Origin of the sequence: Streptomyces sp. MBT53 (assembly GCF_016654115.1) — a bacterium.
Classification (GTDB): domain Bacteria; phylum Actinomycetota; class Actinomycetes; order Streptomycetales; family Streptomycetaceae; genus Streptomyces.
In genome coordinates this window covers 96,181-118,131 of the sequence record NZ_JAEQAZ010000005.1, presented here as the reverse complement: position 1 = coordinate 118,131, position 21,951 = coordinate 96,181, and the positions used below count along the sequence as shown (strand labels likewise).

Annotated in this window: 21 protein-coding genes; 9 read left to right on the top strand and 12 right to left on the bottom strand. The window is 71.6% G+C overall.

What is annotated here, in order from left to right:
- The first annotated feature begins 13 nt into the window (after positions 1-13).
- Positions 14-1,027 carry a permease gene (locus JHN45_RS03680; RefSeq protein ID WP_200713018.1) on the top strand — a complete coding sequence of 338 codons (1,014 nt, stop codon included), beginning with the start codon at positions 14-16 and terminating at the stop codon, positions 1,025-1,027.
- Positions 1,024-1,788 carry a TIGR03943 family protein gene (locus tag JHN45_RS03675; RefSeq protein ID WP_201047971.1) on the top strand — a complete coding sequence of 255 codons (765 nt, stop codon included), beginning with the start codon at positions 1,024-1,026 and terminating at the stop codon, positions 1,786-1,788. Before JHN45_RS03680 ends, JHN45_RS03675 begins: the two co-directional genes overlap by 4 nt.
- Positions 1,789-1,795: 7 nt before the next feature.
- Here JHN45_RS03675 and JHN45_RS03670 read toward each other — a convergent pair whose 3' ends face one another.
- Positions 1,796-3,265, bottom strand: a complete 1,470-nt coding sequence (locus JHN45_RS03670) for a ketol-acid reductoisomerase (RefSeq protein WP_201047970.1) — start codon at positions 3,263-3,265, stop codon at positions 1,796-1,798.
- Between the two features lie 88 nt (positions 3,266-3,353).
- Here JHN45_RS03670 and ilvY point away from each other — a divergent pair, with 88 nt between their 5' ends.
- Positions 3,354-4,208: an HTH-type transcriptional activator IlvY gene (gene ilvY / locus JHN45_RS03665; RefSeq protein WP_200713015.1), complete on the top strand. Its 855-nt coding sequence runs from the start codon at positions 3,354-3,356 to the stop codon at positions 4,206-4,208.
- Between the two features lie 25 nt (positions 4,209-4,233).
- Here ilvY and JHN45_RS03660 read toward each other — a convergent pair whose 3' ends face one another.
- The 4 genes from JHN45_RS03660 to JHN45_RS03645 form a co-directional block, all read right to left on the bottom strand.
- Positions 4,234-5,415, bottom strand: coding sequence for a flotillin family protein (locus JHN45_RS03660; protein WP_093630662.1), 1,182 nt, complete (start codon positions 5,413-5,415; stop codon positions 4,234-4,236).
- Positions 5,416-5,424: 9 nt separating this feature from the next.
- Positions 5,425-5,676 (bottom strand): hypothetical protein, encoded by a 252-nt coding sequence (locus JHN45_RS03655; RefSeq protein WP_026178689.1) that lies wholly within the window; start codon positions 5,674-5,676, stop codon positions 5,425-5,427.
- A gap of 107 nt (positions 5,677-5,783) precedes the next feature.
- Positions 5,784-6,998: an ROK family protein gene (locus JHN45_RS03650; RefSeq protein ID WP_200713014.1), complete on the bottom strand. Its 1,215-nt coding sequence runs from the start codon at positions 6,996-6,998 to the stop codon at positions 5,784-5,786.
- 139 nt (positions 6,999-7,137) lie between these two features.
- Positions 7,138-7,779 (bottom strand): alpha-ketoglutarate-dependent dioxygenase AlkB, encoded by a 642-nt coding sequence (locus JHN45_RS03645; protein ID WP_201047969.1) that lies wholly within the window; start codon positions 7,777-7,779, stop codon positions 7,138-7,140.
- 78 nt (positions 7,780-7,857) lie between these two features.
- On the opposite strand from JHN45_RS03645, the gene JHN45_RS03640 reads away from it, so the two are divergent.
- Positions 7,858-8,991 (top strand): methyltransferase, encoded by a 1,134-nt coding sequence (locus JHN45_RS03640; protein WP_200713028.1) that lies wholly within the window; start codon positions 7,858-7,860, stop codon positions 8,989-8,991.
- Here JHN45_RS03640 and JHN45_RS03635 read toward each other — a convergent pair.
- Together JHN45_RS03635 and JHN45_RS03630 are read right to left on the bottom strand one after the other, a co-directional pair.
- Positions 8,981-9,847 carry a class II fructose-bisphosphate aldolase gene (locus JHN45_RS03635; RefSeq protein ID WP_201047968.1) on the bottom strand — a complete coding sequence of 289 codons (867 nt, stop codon included), beginning with the start codon at positions 9,845-9,847 and terminating at the stop codon, positions 8,981-8,983. The two genes, JHN45_RS03640 and JHN45_RS03635, sit on opposite strands and share 11 nt — an antisense overlap.
- A 16-nt stretch (positions 9,848-9,863) precedes the next feature.
- Entirely contained in the window at positions 9,864-10,745 is an 882-nt protein-coding gene (locus tag JHN45_RS03630; protein WP_200713011.1) for an SIS domain-containing protein, read from the bottom strand.
- A 123-nt stretch (positions 10,746-10,868) separates the two neighbouring features.
- On the opposite strand from JHN45_RS03630, the gene JHN45_RS03625 reads away from it, so the two are divergent.
- The gene (locus JHN45_RS03625) at positions 10,869-11,657 is read left to right on the top strand and encodes a DeoR/GlpR family DNA-binding transcription regulator (RefSeq protein ID WP_201047967.1); all 789 of its coding nucleotides are present in this window, start codon (positions 10,869-10,871) and stop codon (positions 11,655-11,657) included.
- A gap of 75 nt (positions 11,658-11,732) precedes the next feature.
- Here JHN45_RS03625 and JHN45_RS03620 read toward each other — a convergent pair whose 3' ends face one another.
- Positions 11,733-12,185 carry a phospholipase gene (locus tag JHN45_RS03620; protein ID WP_200713009.1) on the bottom strand — a complete coding sequence of 151 codons (453 nt, stop codon included), beginning with the start codon at positions 12,183-12,185 and terminating at the stop codon, positions 11,733-11,735.
- 242 nt (positions 12,186-12,427) lie between these two features.
- Here JHN45_RS03620 and JHN45_RS03615 point away from each other — a divergent pair, with 242 nt between their 5' ends.
- Both JHN45_RS03615 and JHN45_RS03610 read left to right on the top strand, forming a co-directional pair.
- Positions 12,428-13,399 (top strand): ATP-binding cassette domain-containing protein, encoded by a 972-nt coding sequence (locus JHN45_RS03615; RefSeq protein WP_200713008.1) that lies wholly within the window; start codon positions 12,428-12,430, stop codon positions 13,397-13,399.
- Positions 13,396-14,187: an ABC transporter permease gene (locus JHN45_RS03610; RefSeq protein WP_201047966.1), complete on the top strand. Its 792-nt coding sequence runs from the start codon at positions 13,396-13,398 to the stop codon at positions 14,185-14,187. Before JHN45_RS03615 ends, JHN45_RS03610 begins: the two co-directional genes overlap by 4 nt.
- On the opposite strand, the gene JHN45_RS03605 is transcribed toward JHN45_RS03610, so the two are convergent.
- From JHN45_RS03605 to JHN45_RS03595, 3 genes are all read right to left on the bottom strand, one after another.
- Complete coding sequence (locus JHN45_RS03605) at positions 14,168-17,290, bottom strand: BTAD domain-containing putative transcriptional regulator (protein WP_201047965.1); 3,123 nt, start codon at positions 17,288-17,290, stop codon at positions 14,168-14,170. The genes JHN45_RS03610 and JHN45_RS03605 overlap by 20 nt on opposite strands.
- A gap of 75 nt (positions 17,291-17,365) precedes the next feature.
- The gene (locus JHN45_RS03600) at positions 17,366-18,091 is read right to left on the bottom strand and encodes a TIGR03943 family protein (RefSeq protein WP_201047964.1); all 726 of its coding nucleotides are present in this window, start codon (positions 18,089-18,091) and stop codon (positions 17,366-17,368) included.
- On the bottom strand, positions 18,088-19,134 hold the full coding sequence (locus JHN45_RS03595; RefSeq protein ID WP_236583267.1) for a permease: 1,047 nt from the start codon (positions 19,132-19,134) through the stop codon (positions 18,088-18,090). Before JHN45_RS03595 ends, JHN45_RS03600 begins: the two co-directional genes overlap by 4 nt.
- 49 nt (positions 19,135-19,183) lie before the next feature.
- On the opposite strand from JHN45_RS03595, the gene JHN45_RS03590 reads away from it, so the two are divergent.
- A complete protein-coding gene (locus JHN45_RS03590) occupies positions 19,184-20,026 on the top strand; it encodes a PhzF family phenazine biosynthesis protein (RefSeq protein WP_201047963.1) in 843 nt (280 codons plus the stop codon).
- Here the strand turns inward: JHN45_RS03590 and JHN45_RS03585 are convergent.
- Complete coding sequence (locus JHN45_RS03585; RefSeq protein ID WP_307783032.1) at positions 20,023-20,703, bottom strand: FCD domain-containing protein; 681 nt, start codon at positions 20,701-20,703, stop codon at positions 20,023-20,025. The two genes, JHN45_RS03590 and JHN45_RS03585, sit on opposite strands and share 4 nt — an antisense overlap.
- A gap of 320 nt (positions 20,704-21,023) precedes the next feature.
- Here JHN45_RS03585 and JHN45_RS03580 point away from each other — a divergent pair, with 320 nt between their 5' ends.
- Positions 21,024-21,920, top strand: coding sequence for a proline iminopeptidase-family hydrolase (locus tag JHN45_RS03580; protein WP_201047962.1), 897 nt, complete (start codon positions 21,024-21,026; stop codon positions 21,918-21,920).
- Positions 21,921-21,951 lie beyond the last annotated feature (31 nt).

Below are 21,951 nucleotides of genomic sequence, written 5' to 3'. Positions count from 1 at the left end.
ATGTGGAGCTCGTGTGCAGACGACAGTGGAGCCGCCCAGAGCGGCGGAGGCTGAGGATGTCGCGGCGGCGGGGTGGCCCCGGTCCTGGCCGCTGCTGTTGCTGGGGGCGGCCGTTCTTCCCGGGCTGCTGCTCTTCTCCGTCGGGCGGTGGCTGGACTCGCCGGCCGTGCAGGCCTGGCGGACCGTCTGTCTCGCGATCACCACGCAGGCGCTGCCCTTTCTGCTGCTGGGCACGGCGCTGTCGGGGGCGATCAACGCGTTCGTGCCGGCGCGGGTGTTCACGCGGATCCTGCCGAAGCGGGCCGCGTTCGCGGTGCCGGTCGCCGGGATGGCGGGGGTCGTGCTGCCGGGGTGCGAGTGCGCGTCGGTGCCGGTCGCGAACAGTCTGATCGGGCGTGGGGTGACTCCGGCCGCCGCGTTCGCGTTCCTGCTGTCGGCGCCCGCGATCAACCCGGTGGTGCTGACCGCCACCGCGATCGCGTTCCCCGCCAGTCCGGTCATGGTGCTGGCCCGGCTGCTCGCCTCGCTCGCCACCGCCGTGGTGATGGGCTGGCTGTGGCTCTGGCTGGGGCGGGAGGAGTGGCTGCGGCCGGTCGCGCGGCATGCCGGGCATCAGCCGGGGCAGAGTCGCTGGACGGAGTTCCGGACCGGGTTCCAGCACGACTTCCTGCACGCGGGTGGGTTCCTGGTCGTGGGTGCCATGGCGGCGGCGACCTTCAATGTCGCCGTACCGCGCTCGGTGCTCGACACGTTCGCCGGTTCGCCGTGGCTGTCGGTGCTGTTCCTGGCCGCGCTCGCGATCATCCTCGCGGTCTGCTCCGAGGCCGACGCGTTCGTGGCGTCCTCACTCACGGGCTTCTCCCCCACCGCCCGGCTGGCTTTCATGGTGGTCGGCCCCATGGTGGACCTGAAGCTGATCGCCCTCCAGGCCGGCACGTTCGGCCGGGCCTTCGCGGCCCGTTTCTCCGCCGCCACGACGGTCGTCGCGGTCCTGTCCAGCGCGCTGATCGGAGCCGTACTGCTGTGAGACGCCCCCTTCAGGTGACCCTGCTCGTCCTCAGCGGCCTGGGCCTGCTGCACGCCTCGCTCTTCACCGACCTGTGCCTGCGCTACGTGAAGCCGAGCATGCGTCCGATGCTCGTCGTCTCGGGGTTCCTGCTGATCCTGCTGGGCATCGCGGAGGCGTGGTCACGCCGGAAGCCGGGAGTGGATGGCGACCACATGGGCCACGACCACACCGAACCCACCGAAGAGCATGTGGGCCACAACCACTCCAAGGTGCCCCGCGTCGCCTGGCTGCTCTTCCTGCCCGCGCTCAGCCTGCTCTTCTACGCCCCGCCCGCCCTCGGCGCCTACACGGCCTCGCGGGCCGCTCCCAAGGCCGTCCCCCAGCAGGACTCCTTCGATCCGCTGCCCGCGACCTCGCCGCTGCCGATGACGCTCACCGACTTCACCACCCGTGTGCAGCAGGACCGCAAGGGGACCATCAAGGGCCGCACCGTCCAGATGACCGGTTTCGTCACGCCCGACGGCGGAAGCACCTCCTGGGACCTGACCCGCATCATGATCTCGTGCTGCGCGGCGGACGCCCAGTCCATCAAGGTGCGGGTCTACGGCATTCCGGCGCTGGCTGCCAACACCTGGGTGACGATCACCGGGACCTGGCACGCGGGCGGAACCCTGGGCACGAGTTCCGCCCCGGCCGCGCTCAACGGGGTCACCGTCGAGAAGGTCGCCAAGCCGGTGAACGCCTACCAGGACGCCCTGCCGTTCCCGACCTCGCGGTGACCTGCGCCTAGGCGACGGAGATGTCCACGGACGGCCGCAGTTTCGCCGCGGCTGCCAGTGCCTCGTGCATGGGGTGGGTGTCGAAGGCCGTCAACAGGGCTTCGTTCGGCGGGAGTTCGGACGCGGGGTAGGCGATCTGCTCGTAGGCCGCCTGGAAGCGCGGGCCCCAGCGGCGGGTGCCCAGGCGGGCCGTGCGGGAGCAGTTGTCGACCATGTACGCCACATCGCGGGCGTGCATGTACGGCAGCAGGGAGTCCACCGCCTCGATGACGGACTCGTTGACGATCTCGGACCAGGGGTGGCCGCGTTCGGCGAACTCGTCGACCTGGGCGGTCATCGTCGCCACGAACACCCCGGCGGTGAACGGCTCGACGGGCAGGGCGCGTTCGGCCCGGCGCGCGCGGACCTCCGGTCCTGCCGCCCACATGGGTGAGCCGCCGATCCCGCTCATCTCCCGTGCGCCGAGGCGTCGTTCGGCGAGGACGACGCTGCGCAGTTCGGTGCCGTCGGCGACCTCGTCGTAGATCTCGGCGACGATCTCGCGGGCCGGGCCGTAGGTCGCCGAGTAGGCGCGGTCGAAGATCTCGCGTCCGGCCGGGTCCAACTCCTCGCGGACGGCGCGGAGTCCGGCGTGCGAGATGGTGCGGGCGATAGGTCCGGTGACGTTCTCGCAGGAGCGCTCGTACGCGGTCACCGGGTCGTCGCCGGCCAGACGGTAGCGCGTGTAGAGGCTCTCGACGATGCCGTGGACGGCGCCGAGCAGGATGGCGCGTTCGCCGACGATGTCGGAGCGGTACTCGCTCTCCAGGGTGGTGCGGAAGGTGTACGGCGAGCCGAGCGCGACCGACCAGCCGAGCGCGCGGTCGGTGGCCTTGCCGTCGGGGTCGGCGTGGACGGCGTAACTGCTGTTGATTCCCGCGCCGTTGATCTCCGCGCCCTGTTCGTAGAGGCGGCGCACGGAGTCGCCCATGCCCTTGGGGCAGACGGCGATGACGCCGTGTCCGGGCGGGAACTCGCCGCCGGTGGTGCGGAGATGGCCGAGGAGGAAGCCGTGGGAGAGGCCGATGGTGGCGCCGGGCTTGAGCGCGGCGAAGATCTCCTCGTGGTGGGCGGCGAGGGCGGCGTCCGCGATGAGGAGGATGACGAGGTCGCTGTCGGCGGTGACGGCGAGCCAGTCGCCGAGTGTGCCGTCCTCCTCGGTGAAGCCGTGGTCGCGGGCGTCGGCGGCGGACGCCGAGCCGGGGCGCAGGCCGACGCTCACCGTGATGTCCGTACCGGCGAGGGAGTCGCGCAGGTTGCGGGCCTGGGCGCGGCCCTGCGGGCCCCAGCCGATGACGCCGATGCGGCGGACGCCGGCGAAGGCCTGCGGGAGCAGCGGGAAGAGGTGGCGGCCGCCGCGCAGGATGGTCTCCGTGCCGCCGGGCACGTCCATCGTTTCGAGGGTGAAGACGGCGGAGGTGTGCGTGGTCGAGGTCATGGTCGAGTTGTAGGCTCCGGGCGAGTGTTGCGGCAAGCGCAATCTGTGCAGCGGGCTGTTGCGGGAAGTGAAAGGGCCAGGTCAAGGGATGCGGGACGACCGTCGGGAGCTGCAGCTTTTCCTGCATCTGACGCAGACGTTGAACTTCGGGCGGACGAGTCTCGACTGTCATGTCAGTCCGGCGACGCTGACGCGGACCGTGCAGCGGCTGGAGGCCGGCCTCGGGCACCGGTTGTTCGACCGTGGGGCGCGCGGGGTGTCGCTGACGGCGGAGGGGCACCGGTTCCGTGAATACGCCGTCCAGGCACTGGAGTTGTGGCGTGCCTACCGCGAGGAGCATCCCGACCCGGCCGAACTCACCGGCCACCTCGCCCTGTTCGCCACGGTGACCGCCTGCCAGGCCCTGCTGCCCGACCTGTTGGCGCCCTTCCGGTCCGCCCATCCGCAGGTACGGCTCGATCTGCGCACCGGTGACGCGGCGGCCGCACTGGCCCGGCTGGACGAGGGTGAGGTGGACGTGGCGGTCGCGGGGATCCCGGCGCGGTTGCCGGAACCCCTGGTGAGCCGGACGGTCGCGGTGACCGAGCTGGTGCTGGTCACCGCCCGCGACCGTCCCGATCCGGGGCTCGACGGCCCGTTCGTGCTGCCGCACCGGGGGTTGGTCCGGGAGGCCGCCGATCGCTGGTTCCGGACCCGGGGCACGACACCCGACGTGGTCTGTGAACCGGACGGCCACGAGGGGCTGTTGACGCTGGTCGCGCTGGGCTGCGGGACGGGCGTGGTGCCCCGGCTGGTGCTGGAGTGCAGTGCCGTACGGGAGCGGCTGGTGGTCGTCGCGGCGGATCCCGCGCCGGAGCCGCTCCCGATCGGGCTGTGCGTACGGCGGGCAGATCTGCGCCGCCCGCTGGTGGCGACGCTGTGGAGCCTCACGGCTCCCTGGTAGGACCGGCCCGCCTTCCGCGTCTGTGCTAGTCGAGGTCCACCGGGCCGTCGTCCTTCTTGTCGTCCTTCTTCGCCGGGAGCTGGAGGAGGTTCTTGACCTCGTCGCCGGGGCGGCGGCCGTCGTTGTCCGCGTTGCCCAGGTTGCCCCGGACCGAGTCGAGGATCGTGAGGCCCTGCGAGACCAGGCCGGCCGCGATCTCACCGAGGCCGTCCGCGCCGTTGAGGACGTTGACGTTGGCGCCCGCGAGGCCGCCCGCCGCTTCCTTCACGATCTGCGGGAGCTGGTCGATCAGCATGCGGTCGAGCGCGACCCGGTCGTAGGAGGCGGCCGCCTCGGCCTGGATCTTCATGCGGTCGGCCTCGGCGATGGCGAGCAGCTTGATCCGCTGGGCCTCGGCCTCGGCCGGCTTGACGATCTCGGCGACCAGCTGCTGCTGGCGCAACTCGGCCTGGCGCTGGGCCAGTTCGGTCTGCGCGGCGAGCACTTCCTGCTGGGCGTGGGCCTGCGCAAGCGGTCCGGCCTGCGCGGCCTGCGCCTGGGCGCGGTCCACCTCGGCGGAGTACTCGGCCTTGACGACGGCGGTCTGCCGGGCGTACTCGGCCTGGTTGCGGGCCGCGACCTGCTGCGCCTCGGCCGAGGCCTGGGTGGCCTGTGCCTGGGCGATCTGGGCCTGCCGCTGGATGGCCGCCTTGTGCGGGGCGGACATGGCCTCGATGTAGCCGGTGTCACCGTCGTCGATCGACTGGATCTGCAGCGAGTCGACGATCAGGCCGATCTTCGCCATCTCGATCTTCGAGGTGTCCAGCACCTCGGCGGCGAGCTTCTGCCGCTCGGTGACGATCTCCTCGACCGTCATCGAGCCGATGATGGACCGCAGGTGACCTGCGAAGATACGGCCGGTCAGGACCGACATCTGGTCCTGGTCGGACAGGAAGCGCTGGCCGGCGTTGATGATGCTCTCGGTGTCGTTGCCCACCTTGAAGGCGATGACGGCGCGGACGTTCAGCGCGATGCCCTGCCGGGTCACGCAGGTCTCGGTGACCTCTGCCTCGCACATCGCCAGGGTGAGGAAACGGGTCTTGCGGAAAACCGGGAGCACGAACTTTCCGTGCCCCGTCACCACTCGGAACGGCGCGCCCCCCAGTCCCCGCCTGCCACCCGAGATCAGCATCGCCTCATCGGGAGCGGGAACGCGGTAACCGAACATTGGTACTCCTCACTCTGCGCCGGCGGGGTCCCCGCCCAGCGCGTCCAATGGATCCACCCATTCGATGACGTGGACCTCACGACCCCCACGCGACTCGATCACGAGCACGGTCGCCCCCGTGGGCAGAGGATCGTCAGACCAGGCGAGGAAGGTCTCGGAGCCGCCGCGGACGCGCACCAGGATCTCGCCGGGGCCCGCGTTTCCACGGGTTCCGATGATCACCTGCCCCGTGCATCCGATCACGGGCTCATCCTGCGGCATCACCGGCCGCCCTCCATCCTCTGGCCTTAGGTTTCCGACGATAGACCTACTCTGCCCCGGCTCCCAACGGGCTCGTCAATTCCTTGCGTCACGTGCCGTCCGCGCGCTCAGGAAAGGGCCGCCAGCGGGTCGTCCAGCACGGGCTGCCACGCCAACTCGGCGGCGCCCACCAGGCTGTTGTGGTCGAGGGTGCAGGCGAGGATCGGCACGCCCCCGCTCTGCCCCCACAGACTGCGGTCGGCGACGACCGCGCGCAGCCGGTCCGGGTCGGCGTCCAGGAGGGTGCGGTGCAGTCCGCCGAGGATGATCCGGTCGGGATTGAGGATGTTCACCAGCCCCGCGAGACCCAGCCCCAGCCGGTCGATGAGCGTCTCGGCGGCCCTCCGGACGGACGGGTCGTCGGAGTGCCGACGGATCAGGTCGTTGGCCTGCTGGAGCAGGGACACCTCGGGACCGGGCTCCCGACCGGCCGCGGTGAGGAAGGCGAGGGGGTCGGCCTCGACGTCGAGACAGCCGCGGCTGCCGCAGTAGCAGGGGCGGCCCTCGGGGTTGACGGTGAGGTGTCCGACCTCGAGCGCGAGCCCCGAACTCCCCGTGTGCAGACGCCCGTCGAGGACCAGCGCACCACCCACACCCCGGTGCCCGGTCGCCACGCACAGCAGGTCGCGGGCGCCCCGACCCGCGCCGTGCCGGTGCTCGGCGAGCGCGGCGAGGTTGACGTCGTTGCCCGCGAACGCCGGTCCGGCGATGCCGGCCGCGCGCACGCACTCGGCGAAGATCCGCCGCACCGGTGCCCCGGCGGGCCAGGCGAGGTGGAGGGGGTTCAGTGCCAGCCCCTCGGGTTCGGCGACGGCGGACGGCACGGCGAGTCCGGCGCCCACGCAGCGCCGGCCCGTCTCGCGCAGCAGATCCGCGCCCGCCTCCACGACCGAGCCGAGCACCTTCGCCGGGTCGGCGTCCACGGCCTCGCAGCCGGGGGCTGTCACCACGATCTGGCCGCCGAGACCGACCAGCGCGGCGCGGAAGCCGTCGGCGTGCACCTGCGCGGCGAGCACGACGGGTCCGTCCTCGGCGAGGGCCAGCCGGTGGGAGGGGCGGCCCTGCGAGCCTGCCGCCGCGCCGGGCCTCGCGTCGACCCTGATCAGGCCCAGTGCCTCCAGCTCGGCGGCGACCGCGCCGGCCGTCGCGCGGGTCACGCCGAGTTCGGCGGTGAGTACGGCGCGGGTGGGGGCGCGGCCGGTGTGCACGAGCTCCAGTGCGGGGCCGAGGGCTCCGCGTCCTCGGTCCAGCCGCGCTCTTGAGGTTGTCCCTTCGCCGCTCATGAGGGGGAGTCTCCCATGATCCGTATCGAGAGCCGGTGGGGGTTGTGTTCATAGTGCGGGCCGGTGGGGGCTGGTCGCGCCCACGCGGCGGAGCCGCATATCGAAACAGCCCCGCGCCCCTTCAGAGCTTGCCCCCGTCTCAGAAGCCGCTGACCCTCAGCGTCACGTTCAGTCTCCCCCTCAGCCCCAACTCCCCCGGCGCCGTGTCCTCGTACACCCTCGGCACCCCGTGGTACGCCAGCCGCGACGGGCCGCCGAACACGAACAGGTCACCACTCCTCAACTCGACGTCCGTGTACGGCTTTGTACGCGTCTCGGTGTTGCCGAAGCGGAAGACGCAGGTGTCGCCGAGGCTCAGCGACACGACCGGTGCGTCGGACTTCTCGTCGCTGTCGCGGTGCATGCCCATGCGGGCGTCGCCGTCGTAGAAATTGATCAGTGCGATGTCGTACGACGAGGTCGGCGTCCCCAGTGTGTCGGCGACCGCACGCCGCCCCAGCTCGTCGAGCCAAGCGGGGAACGGCTTCACCGGAGTGCCGTCGCCGTCGACGACCGTCTCGGCGTAGGCGTACGGGTACCAGTGCCGGCCCAGGCAGACCTGGCGGGCGGTCATCGTGCCGCCGCTGGGGGTGTGGACCGTGCGCAGGCCGGCGGGTGGGCGGGCCCACTCGCGGCAGGCCGTGAGGAGGTCGCGCTGGCGGGCCGGGTCGAGCCAGTCCGGGACGTGCACCGCGCCGGGCGCGATCTCCGTGCGGGCTCGTGGGAACAGCTCGGCGTCCATGTGCTCCATCCTGCCCCGACCGGCCGTGAGCTGGTACTCGGTTAGCCTTGGCGCACGATGGACGACCATATCGACCGCATGACGACTCCGTGGGGCGACCGCGCCCTGGCCCGCTTCCCCGAGGACCCGCGCGACCGGCTGCGCGCCTGGGACGCCTCCGACGAGTACCTGCTGCGACATCTCGCGGAACAGGACACCCCGCTGTCCGGCACGGTCGTGATCGTGGGCGACCGCTGGGGCGCCCTGGCCACGGCGCTCGCGCAGCACGGCCCGGTTCAGATCACGGACTCGTTCCTCACCCAGGAGGCGACGAGGGCGAACCTGGCCCGGAACGAGGTCGCCGCCGATTCCGTACGGCTGCTCACGACCCAGGATCCGCCGCCCGAGCGCGTCGACGTGCTGCTCGTGCGGGTGCCGAAGAGTCTCGCGCTGCTGGAGGACCAGTTGCTGCGGCTGGCGCCCGCGGTGCACGCCGGCACGGTGGTCGTGGGCACCGGGATGGTGAAGGAGATCCACACCTCGACGCTGAAGCTGTTCGAGCGGATCCTCGGCCCGACCCGGACCTCGCTGGCCGAGAAGAAGGCCCGGTTGATCCACTGCACACCCCGGTCGTCGGGTACGCGTGCCACCAATCCGTGGCCGCACAGCTACGCCCTGCCCGACGGCATCGGTGTGGTGTCGGGGCGGACCGTGGTCAATCACGCGGGCGTGTTCTGCGCCGAGCGCCTCGACATCGGCACCCGTTTCCTGCTCCAGCACCTGCCCTCAAGTCGCGGGCTGCGCCGGGTCGTTGACCTCGGGTGCGGGAACGGTGTCGTCGGTACGGCGGTGTCGCTGGCCGATCCGGAGGCCGAAGTCCTGTTCGTGGACGAGTCGTTCCAGGCTGTCGCCTCCGCCGAGGCCACGTACAAGGCCAACGGGGTGCCGGGGCAGGCCGAGTTCAGAGTCGGGGACGGGCTGACCGGGGTCCCGGCCGAGAGTGTGGACCTCGTGCTGAACAATCCCCCGTTCCACTCCCACCAGGCGACGACCGACGCGACGGCCTGGCGGATGTTCAGCGACGCGAAGCGTGCGCTGCGGCCGGGCGGAGAGCTCCACGTGATCGGCAACCGACATCTCGCCTATCACGTGAAGCTGAAGCGGTTGTTCGGCAACAGTCAACTGGTCGCCAGCGACCCGAAGTTCGTGGTGCTGAAGGCCGTCAAACGCTAGGGCCTCGCGCGGAGAGCACGCCGATGATGCGGGCCACCGCCCCGGTCATCGCCGCCCGCCCCACGCTCAGGTACTTGCGGGGGTCGACCGCCTCGGGGTGCTCGGCGAGGTAGGCGCGGATCGCGCCGGTCATCGCGAGGTTGAGGGCCGTGCCCACGTTGACCTTGGTGATGCCGCCGGCTACGGCCGCGATCAGCTCGTCGTCAGGAACTCCCGAGGAGCCGTGCAGGACGAGGGGGACGTCCAGGGTGGCGGTGAGCCGCTTGAGGAGGTCGTGGTCGAGGGTGGCCGTACGGGTGGTCATGGCGTGGGAGCTGCCTATGGCGACGGCGAGGGCGTCGACGCCGGAGTGGGTGACGAAGGTGCGGGCCTGGGCGGGGTCGGTGCGGGCGCCGGGTGCGTGGGCGTCGAGCGGCGGCTCGCCGTTCTTGCCGCCGACCTCTCCCAACTCGGCCTCGATCCACAGACCTTGGGCGTGTGCCCAGTCGGCGGCGGCGCGGGTCGCGGCGAGGTTGTCGGCGTAGGGCAGGCGGGCGGCGTCGTACATGACGGAGCTGAATCCGGCGCCGGGTGCCTGGCGCAGCAGGTCGTCGTCCTGGACGTGGTCGAGGTGCAACGCGACGGGTACGGAGGCCCGTTCGGCGGCGGCGACGGCCGCGCGGGCGAGCGGGAGGAGCCGGCCGTGGCGGAACTTGACGGCGTTCTCGCTGACTTGGAGGACGACGGGGCTGTCGGTGGACTCGGCGCCTGCGATGACGGCCTCGATGTGTTCCAGCGTGATGATGTTGAAGGCGGCCACGGCGGAGCGGGCCTCGGCGGCGCGGGTGACGAGTTCGCCGGTGGTGACGAGGGGCACGGCCTGTCCTGTCCTTTCAGGGGGCGAGGATCACCGAGCGGGTGAGGTGGCGCGGGCGGTCGGGGTCGAGGTCCCGGTGTGCGGCGACGGCGACGGCGAGGCGCTGGGCATGGACGAGTTCGGCGAGCGGGTCGAGGCCGCCCTCGATCCACAACCCGCCGGTGGCGCGTACCTGTTGGGCGAGTCCCTCGGGTGCCTCGCCGAGCATCCAGGTGGCGGTGCCGTGGGTGGTGATGCTGATCGGGCCGTGCCGGTACTCCATCGCCGGGTAGGCCTCGGTCCAGGACAGTGAGGCCTCGCGCATCTTCAGCCCGGCCTCGTTGGCGAGCCCTACGGTCCAGCCGCGCCCGAGAAAGGTGAACTGGGTGCAGGCGACGAGCTGTTGGGGCAGTTCCGCGGCGAGTGCGGTACGAGCGTCTGCGACGGCGGTGTCGGTGTGCAGGCCGAGGTGGGCGCGGAGCAGGGTGACCGCGGTGGTCGCGAACCGGGTCTGCACGACGGAGCGTTCGTCGGCGAAATCGAGGACCACTATGTCGTCGGCGGCCGTCATGACGGGGGTGTGCGGGTCGGCGGTGATCGCGGTGGTGCGGGTGCGGCCCTTCAACTGCCCCAGGAGTTCCAGCACTTCGGTGGTGGTGCCGGAACGGGTGAGGGCCAGGACCCGGTCGTACGGGCGGCCGTACGGGAACTCGGAGGCGGCGAAGGCGTCGGTCTCGCCCTGGCCCGCTCCCTCGCGCAGCGCGGCGACGGCCTGCGCCATGAAGTACGAGGTGCCGCAGCCGACGATCGCGACCCGCTCCCCCGGCGCCGGCAGCACGTCCCGGTACCCGGCCGCCTCCGACGCGGCGCGTGTCCAGCACTCAGGCTGACTCTTCAGCTCGTCCTCGACATGGGTCATGCCGTACCCCTCCCCAGAGATGCTCGTTCCTGCAAGATATAGCGAGCTTTCGAGCACAATCAAGCAAACGAACCAAGGGGACGTGCGTTAAGGTCGCGGAGAATCGAGGAACGGAGAGTGCGGATGTCGCGCGACGCCCGCTGGAAGGCGCTGCTGGAGCTGCTCGTGGAGCGCGGGCGGCTCGACGTCGAGGAGGCGGCCGCCGATCTCGCGGTGTCGGCCGCCACGATCCGCCGCGACTTCGACCAGCTCGCCGAGCAGCAGATGCTGGTGCGCACCCGGGGCGGCGCCGTGGTGCACGGGGTGTCGTACGAACTGCCGTTGCGCTACAAGACCGCCCGGCACGCCTCCGAGAAGCAGCGCATCGCCAAGGCGGTCGCGGAACTCGTCGCGCCGGGCGAGGCGGTGGGCCTGACCGGCGGCACGACGACCACGGAGGTGGCCCGCGCCCTGGCCGTGCGCGGCGACTTCACTTCCGGAACCTCCGGATCCCCCGCGCTGACGATCGTGACCAACGCGCTCAACATCGCCAACGAGCTTGCCGTACGGCCCCAGTTCAAGATCGTGCTGACCGGTGGGGTCGCGCGCCCGCAGTCGTACGAACTCGTCGGGCCGCTCGCGGACGGGGTGCTCTCGCAGATCACCGTCGATGTGGCGGTGCTCGGTGTGGTGGCCTTCGACGTGACGCACGGTACGGCGGCCCATGACGAGGCGGAGGCCGCGATCAACCGGCTGTTGTGCGAGCGCGCCGAGCGGGTGGTCGTCGCGGCCGACTCCAGCAAGCTCGGGCAGCGGGCCTTCGCCCGGATCTGTTCGGCCGAGTCGGTGGACACGCTGGTGACGGACTCGGCGGTGGCGCCGGAGATGGCAAGGCGGTTCGAGGAGGCGGGGGTTCGGGTCGTCGCGGTGTGAACCCGCCTCGCCTGAGCCGGAGTTGCGGGACGCCGGACGTCGACGTCCCGTACCGGCCGAGCGGGTGACGATGTGTCAGCCGAAGACCTTGACGGCCTGGTAGTACGTCCATGCCGTGCTGTTGCAGGCGGTCGCGGTGGCGCCGCTGTAGGCGGTGCAGACGCGCTTGAGGTCCTCGTAGAAGGCACTGTCGAGGCGCGACTTGTTGGCGTCGAAGCCGCCGGCGGCCTTGTAGTTGCGGTAGCCGAAGTCGTGGCGGGCGCAGGATGTGGCGAAGGGGAAGCCGAAGGGGTTGTCGGGCGAGTCGGAGCAGTAGTCGGTGGACCAGTCGAACTCGTAGGCGGACCAGGCGGTTTGGTTGGCGCGAGCCGCGGCCCAGAGGTTGTAGCTCGACGCGCTGGTCTGCGTCCAGCTGGAGAGAACCTGGGGCTTGTCGGCGGGTACGGCGGTGGCGGCTGTCGCGGTGGCGACGACGGCGACCAGGGCCAGGGTCGAGGCGGCGAGACCGGTGGCGAGTCTGCGGTGCATCCAACACCTCCATGAGACCGCGATCCGCCCGTCGGATCGCAGGTTCATGACAAGATGATTTCCGGCTCGACCCCGCCTTCACACCGCATGTGCCCCAATGACCCGTTAACTCTCGGATGTGGCGGGAGATCGGGACATGAACCCCACGGGAGACATCGGCGGCGGGGCTCGGGCGACCGGTTCCGGGGCAGTGAAACCGTCGTGAAACCGCGCTGAATGCGGCCTGCCGCACGCTCTGCGGCATGACGACAACGACATCGCACTCACTCGGCATCGCGGCCAAGGGGCTGCGCAAGGCCTACGGGGACAAGACGGTCCTCGACGGCATCGACCTCGCGGTACCGGCCGGCACGGTGTTCGCCCTGCTCGGTCCGAACGGCGCCGGCAAGACCACCGCCGTCAAGATCCTCTCCACCCTCATCGCCGCCGACGCCGGCGAACTGCGCGTCGCCGGCCACGACTTGGCCGTGGATCCACAGGCCGTACGGGCCGCGATCGGCGTCACCGGGCAGTTCTCCGCCGTCGACGGACTGATCACCGGCGAGGAGAACATGCTCCTCATGGCCGATCTGCACCACCTGCCGAGGAAGGAGGGGCGGCGGGTGGCCGCCGAACTGCTGGCGCGCTTCGACCTCACCGAGGCCGCGAAGAAGCCCGCCTCCACCTACTCCGGCGGCATGAAGCGCCGCCTCGACATCGCCATGACGCTCGTCGGCAGCCCGCGGATCATCTTCCTCGACGAGCCGACCACCGGCCTCGACCCGCGCTCCCGCCACACCATGTGGGGCATCATCCGCACCCTGGTCGCCGACGGGGTCACCGTCTTCCTCACCACCCAGTACCTGGACGAGGCCGACGAACTCGCCGACCGCATCGCGGTGTTGAACGACGGCAGGATCGCCGCCGAGGGCAGCGCCGAGGAACTCAAGCGGCTCATCCCCGGCGGACATGTCCGGCTCCGCTTCACCGACCCGGCCGCCTACCAGGCCGCCGCCACGGAGCTGCGCGAGGTCACCCGCGACGACGAGGCGCTGGCACTGCAGATCCCCAGCGACGGCAGCCAGCGCGAACTGCGCGCCGTACTCGACTGGTTGGACGCCGCAGGCGTCGAGGCCGACGAGCTGACCGTGCACACCCCCGACCTCGACGACGTGTTCTTCGCCCTCACCGGCGACAGCAAGGTCCCCAACCAGTCGAAGGAGAACGCCCGATGAGTACCCTCGCCCTCGCCCTGCGCGACTCGAACACGATGCTGCGCCGCAACCTGCTGCACGCCTGGCGCTACCCGTCCGGCACCCTGAACCTGCTGCTCACCCCGATCATGCTGCTGCTCCTCTTCGTCTACATCTTCGGTGACGTGATGAGCGCGGGCATCGGTGGCGGCGACGCGGACCGCTCCGACTACATCGCCTACATCGTCCCGGGCATCCTCATGATGACCATCGGCGGCACGGTGATCGGGGCCGCCGTGCATGTCTCCATGGACATGAACGAAGGCCTCATCGCCCGCTTCCGGACCATGGCGATCTACCGCGGGTCGATGCTCATCGGACACGTCGTGGGCAGCGTGCTGCAGTGCGTCGCCAGCGTGGTCCTCGTCGGCGCCGTCGGCGTGGCCATCGGCTTCCGGTCCACGGACGCCACCCCACTGGAGTGGCTGGCGGCGTTCGGGCTGCTCGTCCTGTTCTCCCTCGCGCTCACCTGGATCGCGGTCGCCATGGGAATGGCGAGCCCGAACGCCGAGGCGGCGGCCAACAGCGCCCAGCCGCTGATCCTCCTGCCCCTCATCTCCAGCGCGTTCATCCCGGCCGACACGATGCCGGGCTGGTTCCAGCCCATCGCCGAGTACCAGCCCTTCACCCCGGCCATCGAGACCCTGCGTGGACTGCTGCTCGGCACGGAGATCGGCAACAACTGGTGGATCGCGGTCGCCTGGTGCGTCGCGCTGATCGCACTCGGCTACCGCTGGGCGATGGCGTCGTTCAAGAACGACCCGAAGTAACCGCCATGACAGCGCGGGCCGCCTCCCGCAACTCGTCCCGCCCCAGGGCGGCGTACTCCGACACGGCGTCGGCGTACGCCGCCCTGTCGGCGTCCTCGGCCGCCTCACGGGCGCGCTCCGCGGACATCGTCGGGTGGAACTCCCGCATCACCCGCAGCCGTTCGGCCAGCGCGAGCATCCGTACGGCACCGGTGTCGCCGGACGCGAGCCCGACCATGCCGAGGGCGTGCAACATCGTCCCGAACATGGGGAGTTCGGCGGGCGAGCCGACCGGCTCCGAGAGCAACTCCCCCAGCCGCAGCCGCAGTCGGGCGATCAGCTCCGCGACCGGTGCGAGGCGGCCGGCGTGGGCGTGCGCCGTCACCGCCACCGCCTGGATCACCAACGCCCAAGGGTCGAACAGTGCTTCGCCTCCGTGCGCGGAGCCGGCCGCGAGCATCCGCTCCACGACCCCGCGCCACAGACCGAGCCCGACCTCCGTCAGTCCACGGGTGAGCGCGATCTCGGCACGACCGCAGAGATCTGGCCGGTAGAAGTCGTCCTGGCGCGGGGAGTTGTCGCTCTCCGCCCGCCGCAGCCACTCCTCCGCCTCCTCCAACTCGCCGCGCTGCAGACAGGCGAAGACGAGGAGCGGGCGGATGCCGATGTGGTCGTGCCCGTCGCCGAGCCGCGGCAGGACGGCGAGCGACGCCTTGAGATGTTCGTACGCTTCCTCGCCCCTGCCCGTGCGCAGGCACAGCTCGCTCAGCCGGGAGTGCACCATGAGCTGTACGGACGGGTTGTCGACCGGTGCCAGTCCGGTGACCGCCCGGCGGGCCGAGACGAGCGCGCGGTCGATGTCGTGCTCGAACTCCCAGACGTAGCAGGCGACGCACTCGGCGATGCCGGAGAGCAGCGGCTGTTCACTGGCGCAGAGTGCGCGCAGCACGTCGTAGTCGGGCGGCCGTATCTCGGGGATCGCGCTGAGCACGAGGGCGGTGGCGCGCATCAGGGTGTCCGGCGGGCCCGGGGGCAGCCGGCGGAGGACGGCGAGCTGGCGTACGGCGCGTGGGCCGGGGCCCATGAACACGGTCGCGGTGCCCAACACCGCGGCGGTGCGCACGACTTCGACGTACGCGGGCTCGGGGCGGTAGTGCGAGAGCGGCGGGCCGGTGTCCTCGGCGAGCGCGGTGAGGCGGGGGTAGTTGGTGCCGGTGGACCACAGTGCGGCGAGGACGGCGGTGACGGCGGCGGTCGCGGGACCGTCCGCGCGGGCCATGGCGTGCCGCAGGGCGAGGACGAGGTTGTCCTGCTCGGCCTTGATGCGCTCCCAGGCGGTCTGCGAGTCCGAGCCGAACAGCACGTCGTGGTGGGCGACCCCGAAGTCCCGTGCCCAGAACAGGAATTGATCTACGGCCGTCTCGTCCTCGCCCGCCTCGGTACGACGGGCCGCGCTGAACTCCCTTACGGTCTCCAGCATGCGGAACCGTACGCCCGCCGGGGTGTCGGCGACGGTGAGCAGGGACTGGTCGGCCAGTTGCTCCAGGAGGAACAGCGGGTCCTCACCGAGGACTTGCTCCGCCGCCTCGGCCAGGAAGCCGCCGGGGAAGACGGAGAGGGTGCGCAGCGCCGCCCAGGCGTCCTCCGCGAGGAGGTTCCAGCTCCACTCCACGACCGCGTGCAGCGTGCGGTGCCGCTCGGGTGCGTCGCGTGCACCGCCGCGCAGCAGGGCGAACCGGTCGCCGAGACGCCGGGCGATGTCCGGCACCGAGAGGACCCGGACCCGCGCCGCGGCCAACTCCACGGCGAGCGGCAGCCCGTCGAGGTGGCGGCAGAGTTCGGTCACCGCGTCCGACGGCAGCTCCACACCGGGACGGGCGGCGCGCGCCCGCTGGGTGAACAGTTCGACGGAGGTGGCGAGGCCCAGCTCCGGGAGCGCGTACACCGCCTCCGAGGTCAGGCCCAGCGGGGCGCGGCTGGTGGCGAGGACCCGCAGGTCCTTGGAGGACGAGACGAGAGCCTGGACGAGGGCTGAAGCGCCCCGGACGATCTGCTCGCAGTTGTCGAGGACGAGCAGCGCGGGCCCGGCGCCGAGGACGCCGAGGATGCCGGCCACCGGGTCGCCGGAGGTGGGGCCGCTCATGCCGCCCGCGCCGAGCGCGGAGGCCACCTCGGCGGCCACGTCCGCGTCGGCCGTGACACCCGCGAGCGGCACGAAGTACACCACGCGCTGTTCGGCCCGGCGGCTGACGGCGTGCGCGAGCCGGGTCTTGCCGAGTCCGCCGGGGCCGACGACGGTGACGGCGCGGGAGGCGTGCAGCGCCCGCTCGACGGCCGCGATGTCCTCGTCCCGGCCGAGGAGGGGGTTCGGTTCGTGCGGCACTCCGTGTCTGACCACCGGCGCCTCACCGCGCAGCAACTCCTTGTGCACGGCCTTGAGTCCGGCGCCGGGGTCGGTGCCGAGGTCGTCGCGGAGTTCGCGGCGGTACGCCTCGTAGCGCATCAGCGCGGCGGACGGGCCCGCCGACGCGGCCTCGCCGCGCAGCAGTTCGGCGAGCACCTCCTCGTCGCGCGGATGCTCGGCCGCGGCTGCGGCGAGCGGGCCGGCCGCCTCCGCGTGCCGCCCCAGGCGGGCGAGTGCGAGGGCCCGCGCACGGGCGAGCGTGGCGTGGACGGGGGCGCGTTCGGCGCGCAGTACGGCCACCGGGTCGGCGCTGTCGGGGTCGCCGTCCGGAGTGCCCTCCCACAGGGCGAGTCCGGCCTCGGCCGCGGCCAGCGCTGCCGCGTGGTCACCGGCCCTGGACCGGTCGGCGCTGACCGTGGCGTGCAGCAGCAGGGCGGAGCTGTCGACCTGGTCCTCGGCGAGGGTGAGCCGGTAGCCGGTCGGGGTGCTGGCGATGACATCGGCGCCCAGCTGGGCCCGGGCCCGCGAGACCAGCACCTGGACCGCTTTGCCGGGCCGTTCCGGCAACTCGTCCGGCCACAGCCCCGCCACCAGCCGCTCGGTGCTGCAGCCCGTGCGCAGATCGCCGGCGAGCAGCGCGAGGAGGCCGCGCAGCCGGGGCGCGGTGACTTCCTGTCCGCGGTGGGCGACGCGGGACAGCAGGGTCAGGTCGGTGGTCACCCGTGCAGGTTAACCAAGGTCGGGGCGTCGCGACTCCCGCTGCCCCAACGCCCTTGTCCGCAAAGGCGGTTCGTGTCACCGGGAGGGTGTGAGGGGCAGGTCGTCCGTGAAGGCGTTGACGGGTTGGGCGATGGGCCGGGTGCCGTGGACGTCGAGGGCCGCCGCCGCGGACTTCGTGCCGAGGGCGCCCTGGGTGTGCCAGGTTCCGGTGACGGCGAGCCAGGTGTTGGCGGGCGGGGCGGGGGTGCCGTACATCCGGATCTTGACCGTCTGGGCGTCCGCCGCGCAGCAGGTGAAGATGATGCGGGTCAGGTCCCAGCCGCCGTGTCCCGGTGTCACGAAGCCGGTCATTTCGACGGTACGGCCCTTGATGGCGCGTTGCTTGTCCTGCTGGACCCGGGTGGTGAAGTCCGTGAGGGTCATCGGGAGGGGTGAGGTCGCGGGCAGTGCGGCGAACCCCTTCTGCTGTTTGACGGTCTCGCGGCCGGCGTGTGCGGCCGTGTAGGCGCCGAGGGCGGGTGGGGCGTAGAGGAGGAGGCTGAGCGCGGGGAGGAAGAGGAGCCAGGCGATACGGGGTGCGGTGGAGTGGTCGTGGCCGTGGCCGTGGTCCTCCTGCTCACCGGTGTCGTGGTCGAACGCCGCGTGGGCCAGGCCCAGGAGCAGCAGGAGGGCGCCGGAGATGATCAGCAGCGGGCGCAGGCCCTCCTTGACGTAGCGCAGGTAGAGGTCGGTGAAGAGGGCGGTGTGCAGGAGGCCCAGGCCGGTCAGGATCAGGAGCGGGATCTGTGCGGTGCGCTTCACAGCAGGGCGCCTCCGATCAGGACGCTGGCGGCCACGGCCACGACGGTGGTCGCGGTGGAGAAGCGGACCGCGAAGGCGCGGCCGAAGGTGCCGGCCTGGAGGGCGATCAGCTTGAGGTCGACCATGGGGCCGACCACCATGAAAGCCAGCCGGGCTGTGGGTGAGAAACCTGTGAGTGAGGCCGCTACGAAGGCATCGGCCTCGGAGCAGACCGCGAGGACGATGGCGAGCGCGGCCAGGAACAGCACGGACAGCCAGGGCGAGCCGGAGAAGGTGTCGAGGACGGAGCGCGGGACGGTCACGTTGAAGGTGGCCGCGGCCATGGCGCCCAGGACGAGGAAGCCGCCCGCGTGCAGGAAGTCGTGCTGGAAGCCGAGACGGAACTCCGTGAAGCGGCTGTGTCCGTGCTGGTGTCCGGTGTGCCGGACGACCGGGCGCAGCCATTCCGTGCGGCCGAGCCAGAGCCAGAGCCAGCCCATGACGGCGGCGGTGGCGAGCGAGGCGAGCAGCCGGGCCAGCACCATGGCGGGGCTGCCGGGGAAGGCGACGGCGGTGGCGGTGAGCACGATCGGGTTGATCGCGGGCGCCGAGAGCAGGAACGCGAAGGCGGCGGCCGGGGTGACGCCCCGGCGGATCAGGCTGTTGGCGACCGGCACGGACGCGCATTCGCAGCCCGGCAGGACGGCTCCGGCGAGCCCGGCCACGGGGACGGCGAGCACGGCGCGCTTGGGCAGCACCTTGGTGAACAGGTCGGCCGGCACGAAGGCGTTGATGGCCCCGGACAGAGCGGTGCCAAGGAGAAGGAAGGGCAGCGCCTGCACGGTGATGGCCAGGCAGACGGTGCGCCAGGCTGCCACGGCGGGGCCGTTCAGCCACGGTGTGCCCGACAGCAGGAGGGCGCAGGCCGCCAGGCCGAGGGCGGCGACGAGCGCCGTCCTGGGCGGGGGTCTGAGCGGGAGGCGGCGGCGCCGTCGCTCGGGTGGGTGGGCGATGGCCGGGGCCACCACCTCCGTCACATCAAGCAGCTCATCCGCTTTTGGCATATTTGCTCCGAATGTCTGATGTTGCGACAGAACATAGTACGGTTCTCGCGTGATAAGCCGACTGTCCGTCACGATCGTCCGCGCGTGTCTGCGCGAGGGCGTCGGCGGAAGCCCCACGGCGGTGCTGGACGAGGTGCCGTTGAGCGACGACGAGCGGCGTCGGGTGCCGGTCCTCGCGGGGACCTCGCACGCCGTCTTCGTCTCGGTGCGCGGGTCCGGGGTGTCGCTCCGCTTCTTCACCGCCGGGGGCGAACTGCCGGCGTGCGGCCACGGTACGGTCGCCGCCCTGGCGTACCTCGCGGCGCGCGCCCGGGGCGCGGGGTACCGGGGCATGCTGCGCGCCGCGGGGCGCTCGTTCGCCGGCCGGGCGGTACGGGAGGGCACACGGTTCCGTGCCGTCTTCGAGCCGGGTCCCGTCGAGTTGCGCGAGCCGACCCCGGACGAGTACGCGCACGTCCTGCCCCCGTTGGGCGTCACCCCGGACAGGCTCGCGCCAGGCGCCCGTGTGGCCTCGGTCGGGCGAGCGCGCCTGCTCGTCCCGGTCGCCTCGCGCGCCGAACTCGCCGCGCTGGCACCGGACTTCGAGGGGCTCCGCGCGGCCTGCGACCGGTTCGGACTCCTCGGCTGCTACGTCTACTCGGTGCCGGAGCGCTCCGGTCGGATCGCGGCCCGCATGTTCGCGCCGTCGATCGGCGTCCCGGAGGACATCGCGAACGCCAACAGCACCGCGTGCCTCGCCGCCGACCTGGCCGAACGGGGCATCACCGAGATCGCCGTCGACATGGGCGACTCGCAGGGCAGCCCGGCCACGATCACCGCGAGCGCGCGCCCCGTGCTGCGGCTGGGCGGCGTCGCGGAAGTCGCCCCTGTCGTGCGGGAGTTGAGCGTCTAGCGGGCCCGGACCCGCTCCAGTACGTCACGGATCAGGTCCGCGCTGATCGTGAAGTGGCCGCGGGCGATCTCCTCGGCGCGCTCGGGCTCGCCCGCCGCGATGGCCTCGTACAGGGCCTTGTGGTCCTCGCCGCCCTGGTGGAAGTGGGCCTGTTCGCCCCTGCCCCAGGGTTCGACGGGGAAGCCGAGGCTGATGCGGGCCAGCAGGTCCTGGCTGAGCATGACGATCTGGGGGTTGCCCGTGGCGGCGCGGACGGCCTGGTGGAAGGCGCTGTCCGCGGTGTGCGCGTCGCGCGGGGTGCTCGCGGTGAGGTAGGCGGACAGGGCGTCCTTCATGGGGTCGAGGTCCTTGGAGCCCCGGCGCCGGGCGGCCGTCGCGGCCACCATGCCCTCGACCAGGCCGCGCAGGTCGAAGAGTTGCTCGAACTCCTCCCAGCGGGGCAGCAGGGTGTGCCGGACGGCGGCGGCCGTGGACTCGGTCCAGCTGTCGCGGACGTAGGTGCCGCCGTTGCGGCCGCGGCGGATCTCGACGACGCCGACGGCCTGGAGGCGGGCGACCGCCTCGCGCACGGTGGGGCGGCTGACCCGGAGCAGACCGGTGAGTTCGCGCTCGGCGGGCAGCCGTTCGCCCGGCAGGAAGTCGCCGACGGCGATCGCGGTGAGCAGCCGGTCGGACACCTCGTCGACCGCCGAGGCGACCCGGACCGGACGGAGTGCCGAGGACGGGGAGCCGCCGAGGAGGACCCGGTCGAGGACGCGTGAGAACTCGTCCCCGGCCTCGGATGCCTCAGGTACGGATGTCAGTTGTCCTCCCCCTCCAATGCCGCCGCTGTAAACGCGGGCGGGCCACGTGAACTCGCCGTTACGTCTTGCCCAGCCCCCGCTAAAAGGTCTTGTGCGCTGACCTTTTACCCAATCACTATCGCAGCCATCCGTCACATCCTTTTCCGTTTCCGCCACCGGCCGGCTCGCGTCCGGCCCTCCTGGGAGGCCCTCGCGTGGCGATTCCCGAACCGAATCACACCGGCACCGTCGACTTCAACGGCCATTCGACCTGGTACCGGATCACCGGCGAACCCGGCCGGACACCCCTGGTCGTCCTGCACGGCGGCCCCGGCGCCGGTCACAACTACACCCTCAGCATCGCGGGCATCGCCGAGCAGGGACGCCAAGTGGTGCACTACGACCAGCTCGGCATCGGACTGTCCACGCATCTGCCCGACGAGGGCGCCGGCTTCTGGACCGTCCAGCTCTTCCTCGACGAACTGGACAATCTTCTCAAGGAGTTGGGCATCGCCCACTCCTACCACCTCCTCGGCCAGTCCTGGGGCGGCATGCTCGCCGCCGAGCACGCGGTACGCCGGCCGGCCGGGCTGCGCGGGCTGGTCATCGCCAACTCCCCCGCGTCCATGGAGCTGTGGCTCGCGGCGGCGGCCGAACTGCGCGCCCAGCTGCCGCCCGAGGTCCAGCGGACCCTGCTCGCCCACGAGGCGGCCGGAACCACCGACCACCCCGACTACCTCGCCGCCGAGCAGGTCTTCAACGAGCGCCATGTGTGCCGTATGAACCCCAACCCGCCCGAGGTACAGGCGACCTGGGAGAACATCGCGGCCGATCCGACCGTGTACCACACGATGAACGGGCCGAACGAGTTCCATGTCGTCGGCACCATGAAGGACTGGTCCGTGATCGACCGGCTGCATCTCGTCGAGGCGCCGACCCTGCTGGTGTCCGGACGGTACGACGAGGCGACTCCCGACACGCTGCGCCCGTTCGCCGACCACATCCCCGACGTGCGCTGGCACATGTTCGAGCACTCCAGCCACATGCCCCACGTCGAGGAGGAAGAGCTCTACCTCCGGGTCGTCGGCACCTTCCTCGACTCCACCGACTGATCCCCGGCCCATTCCCCGGTCGACCCAACAG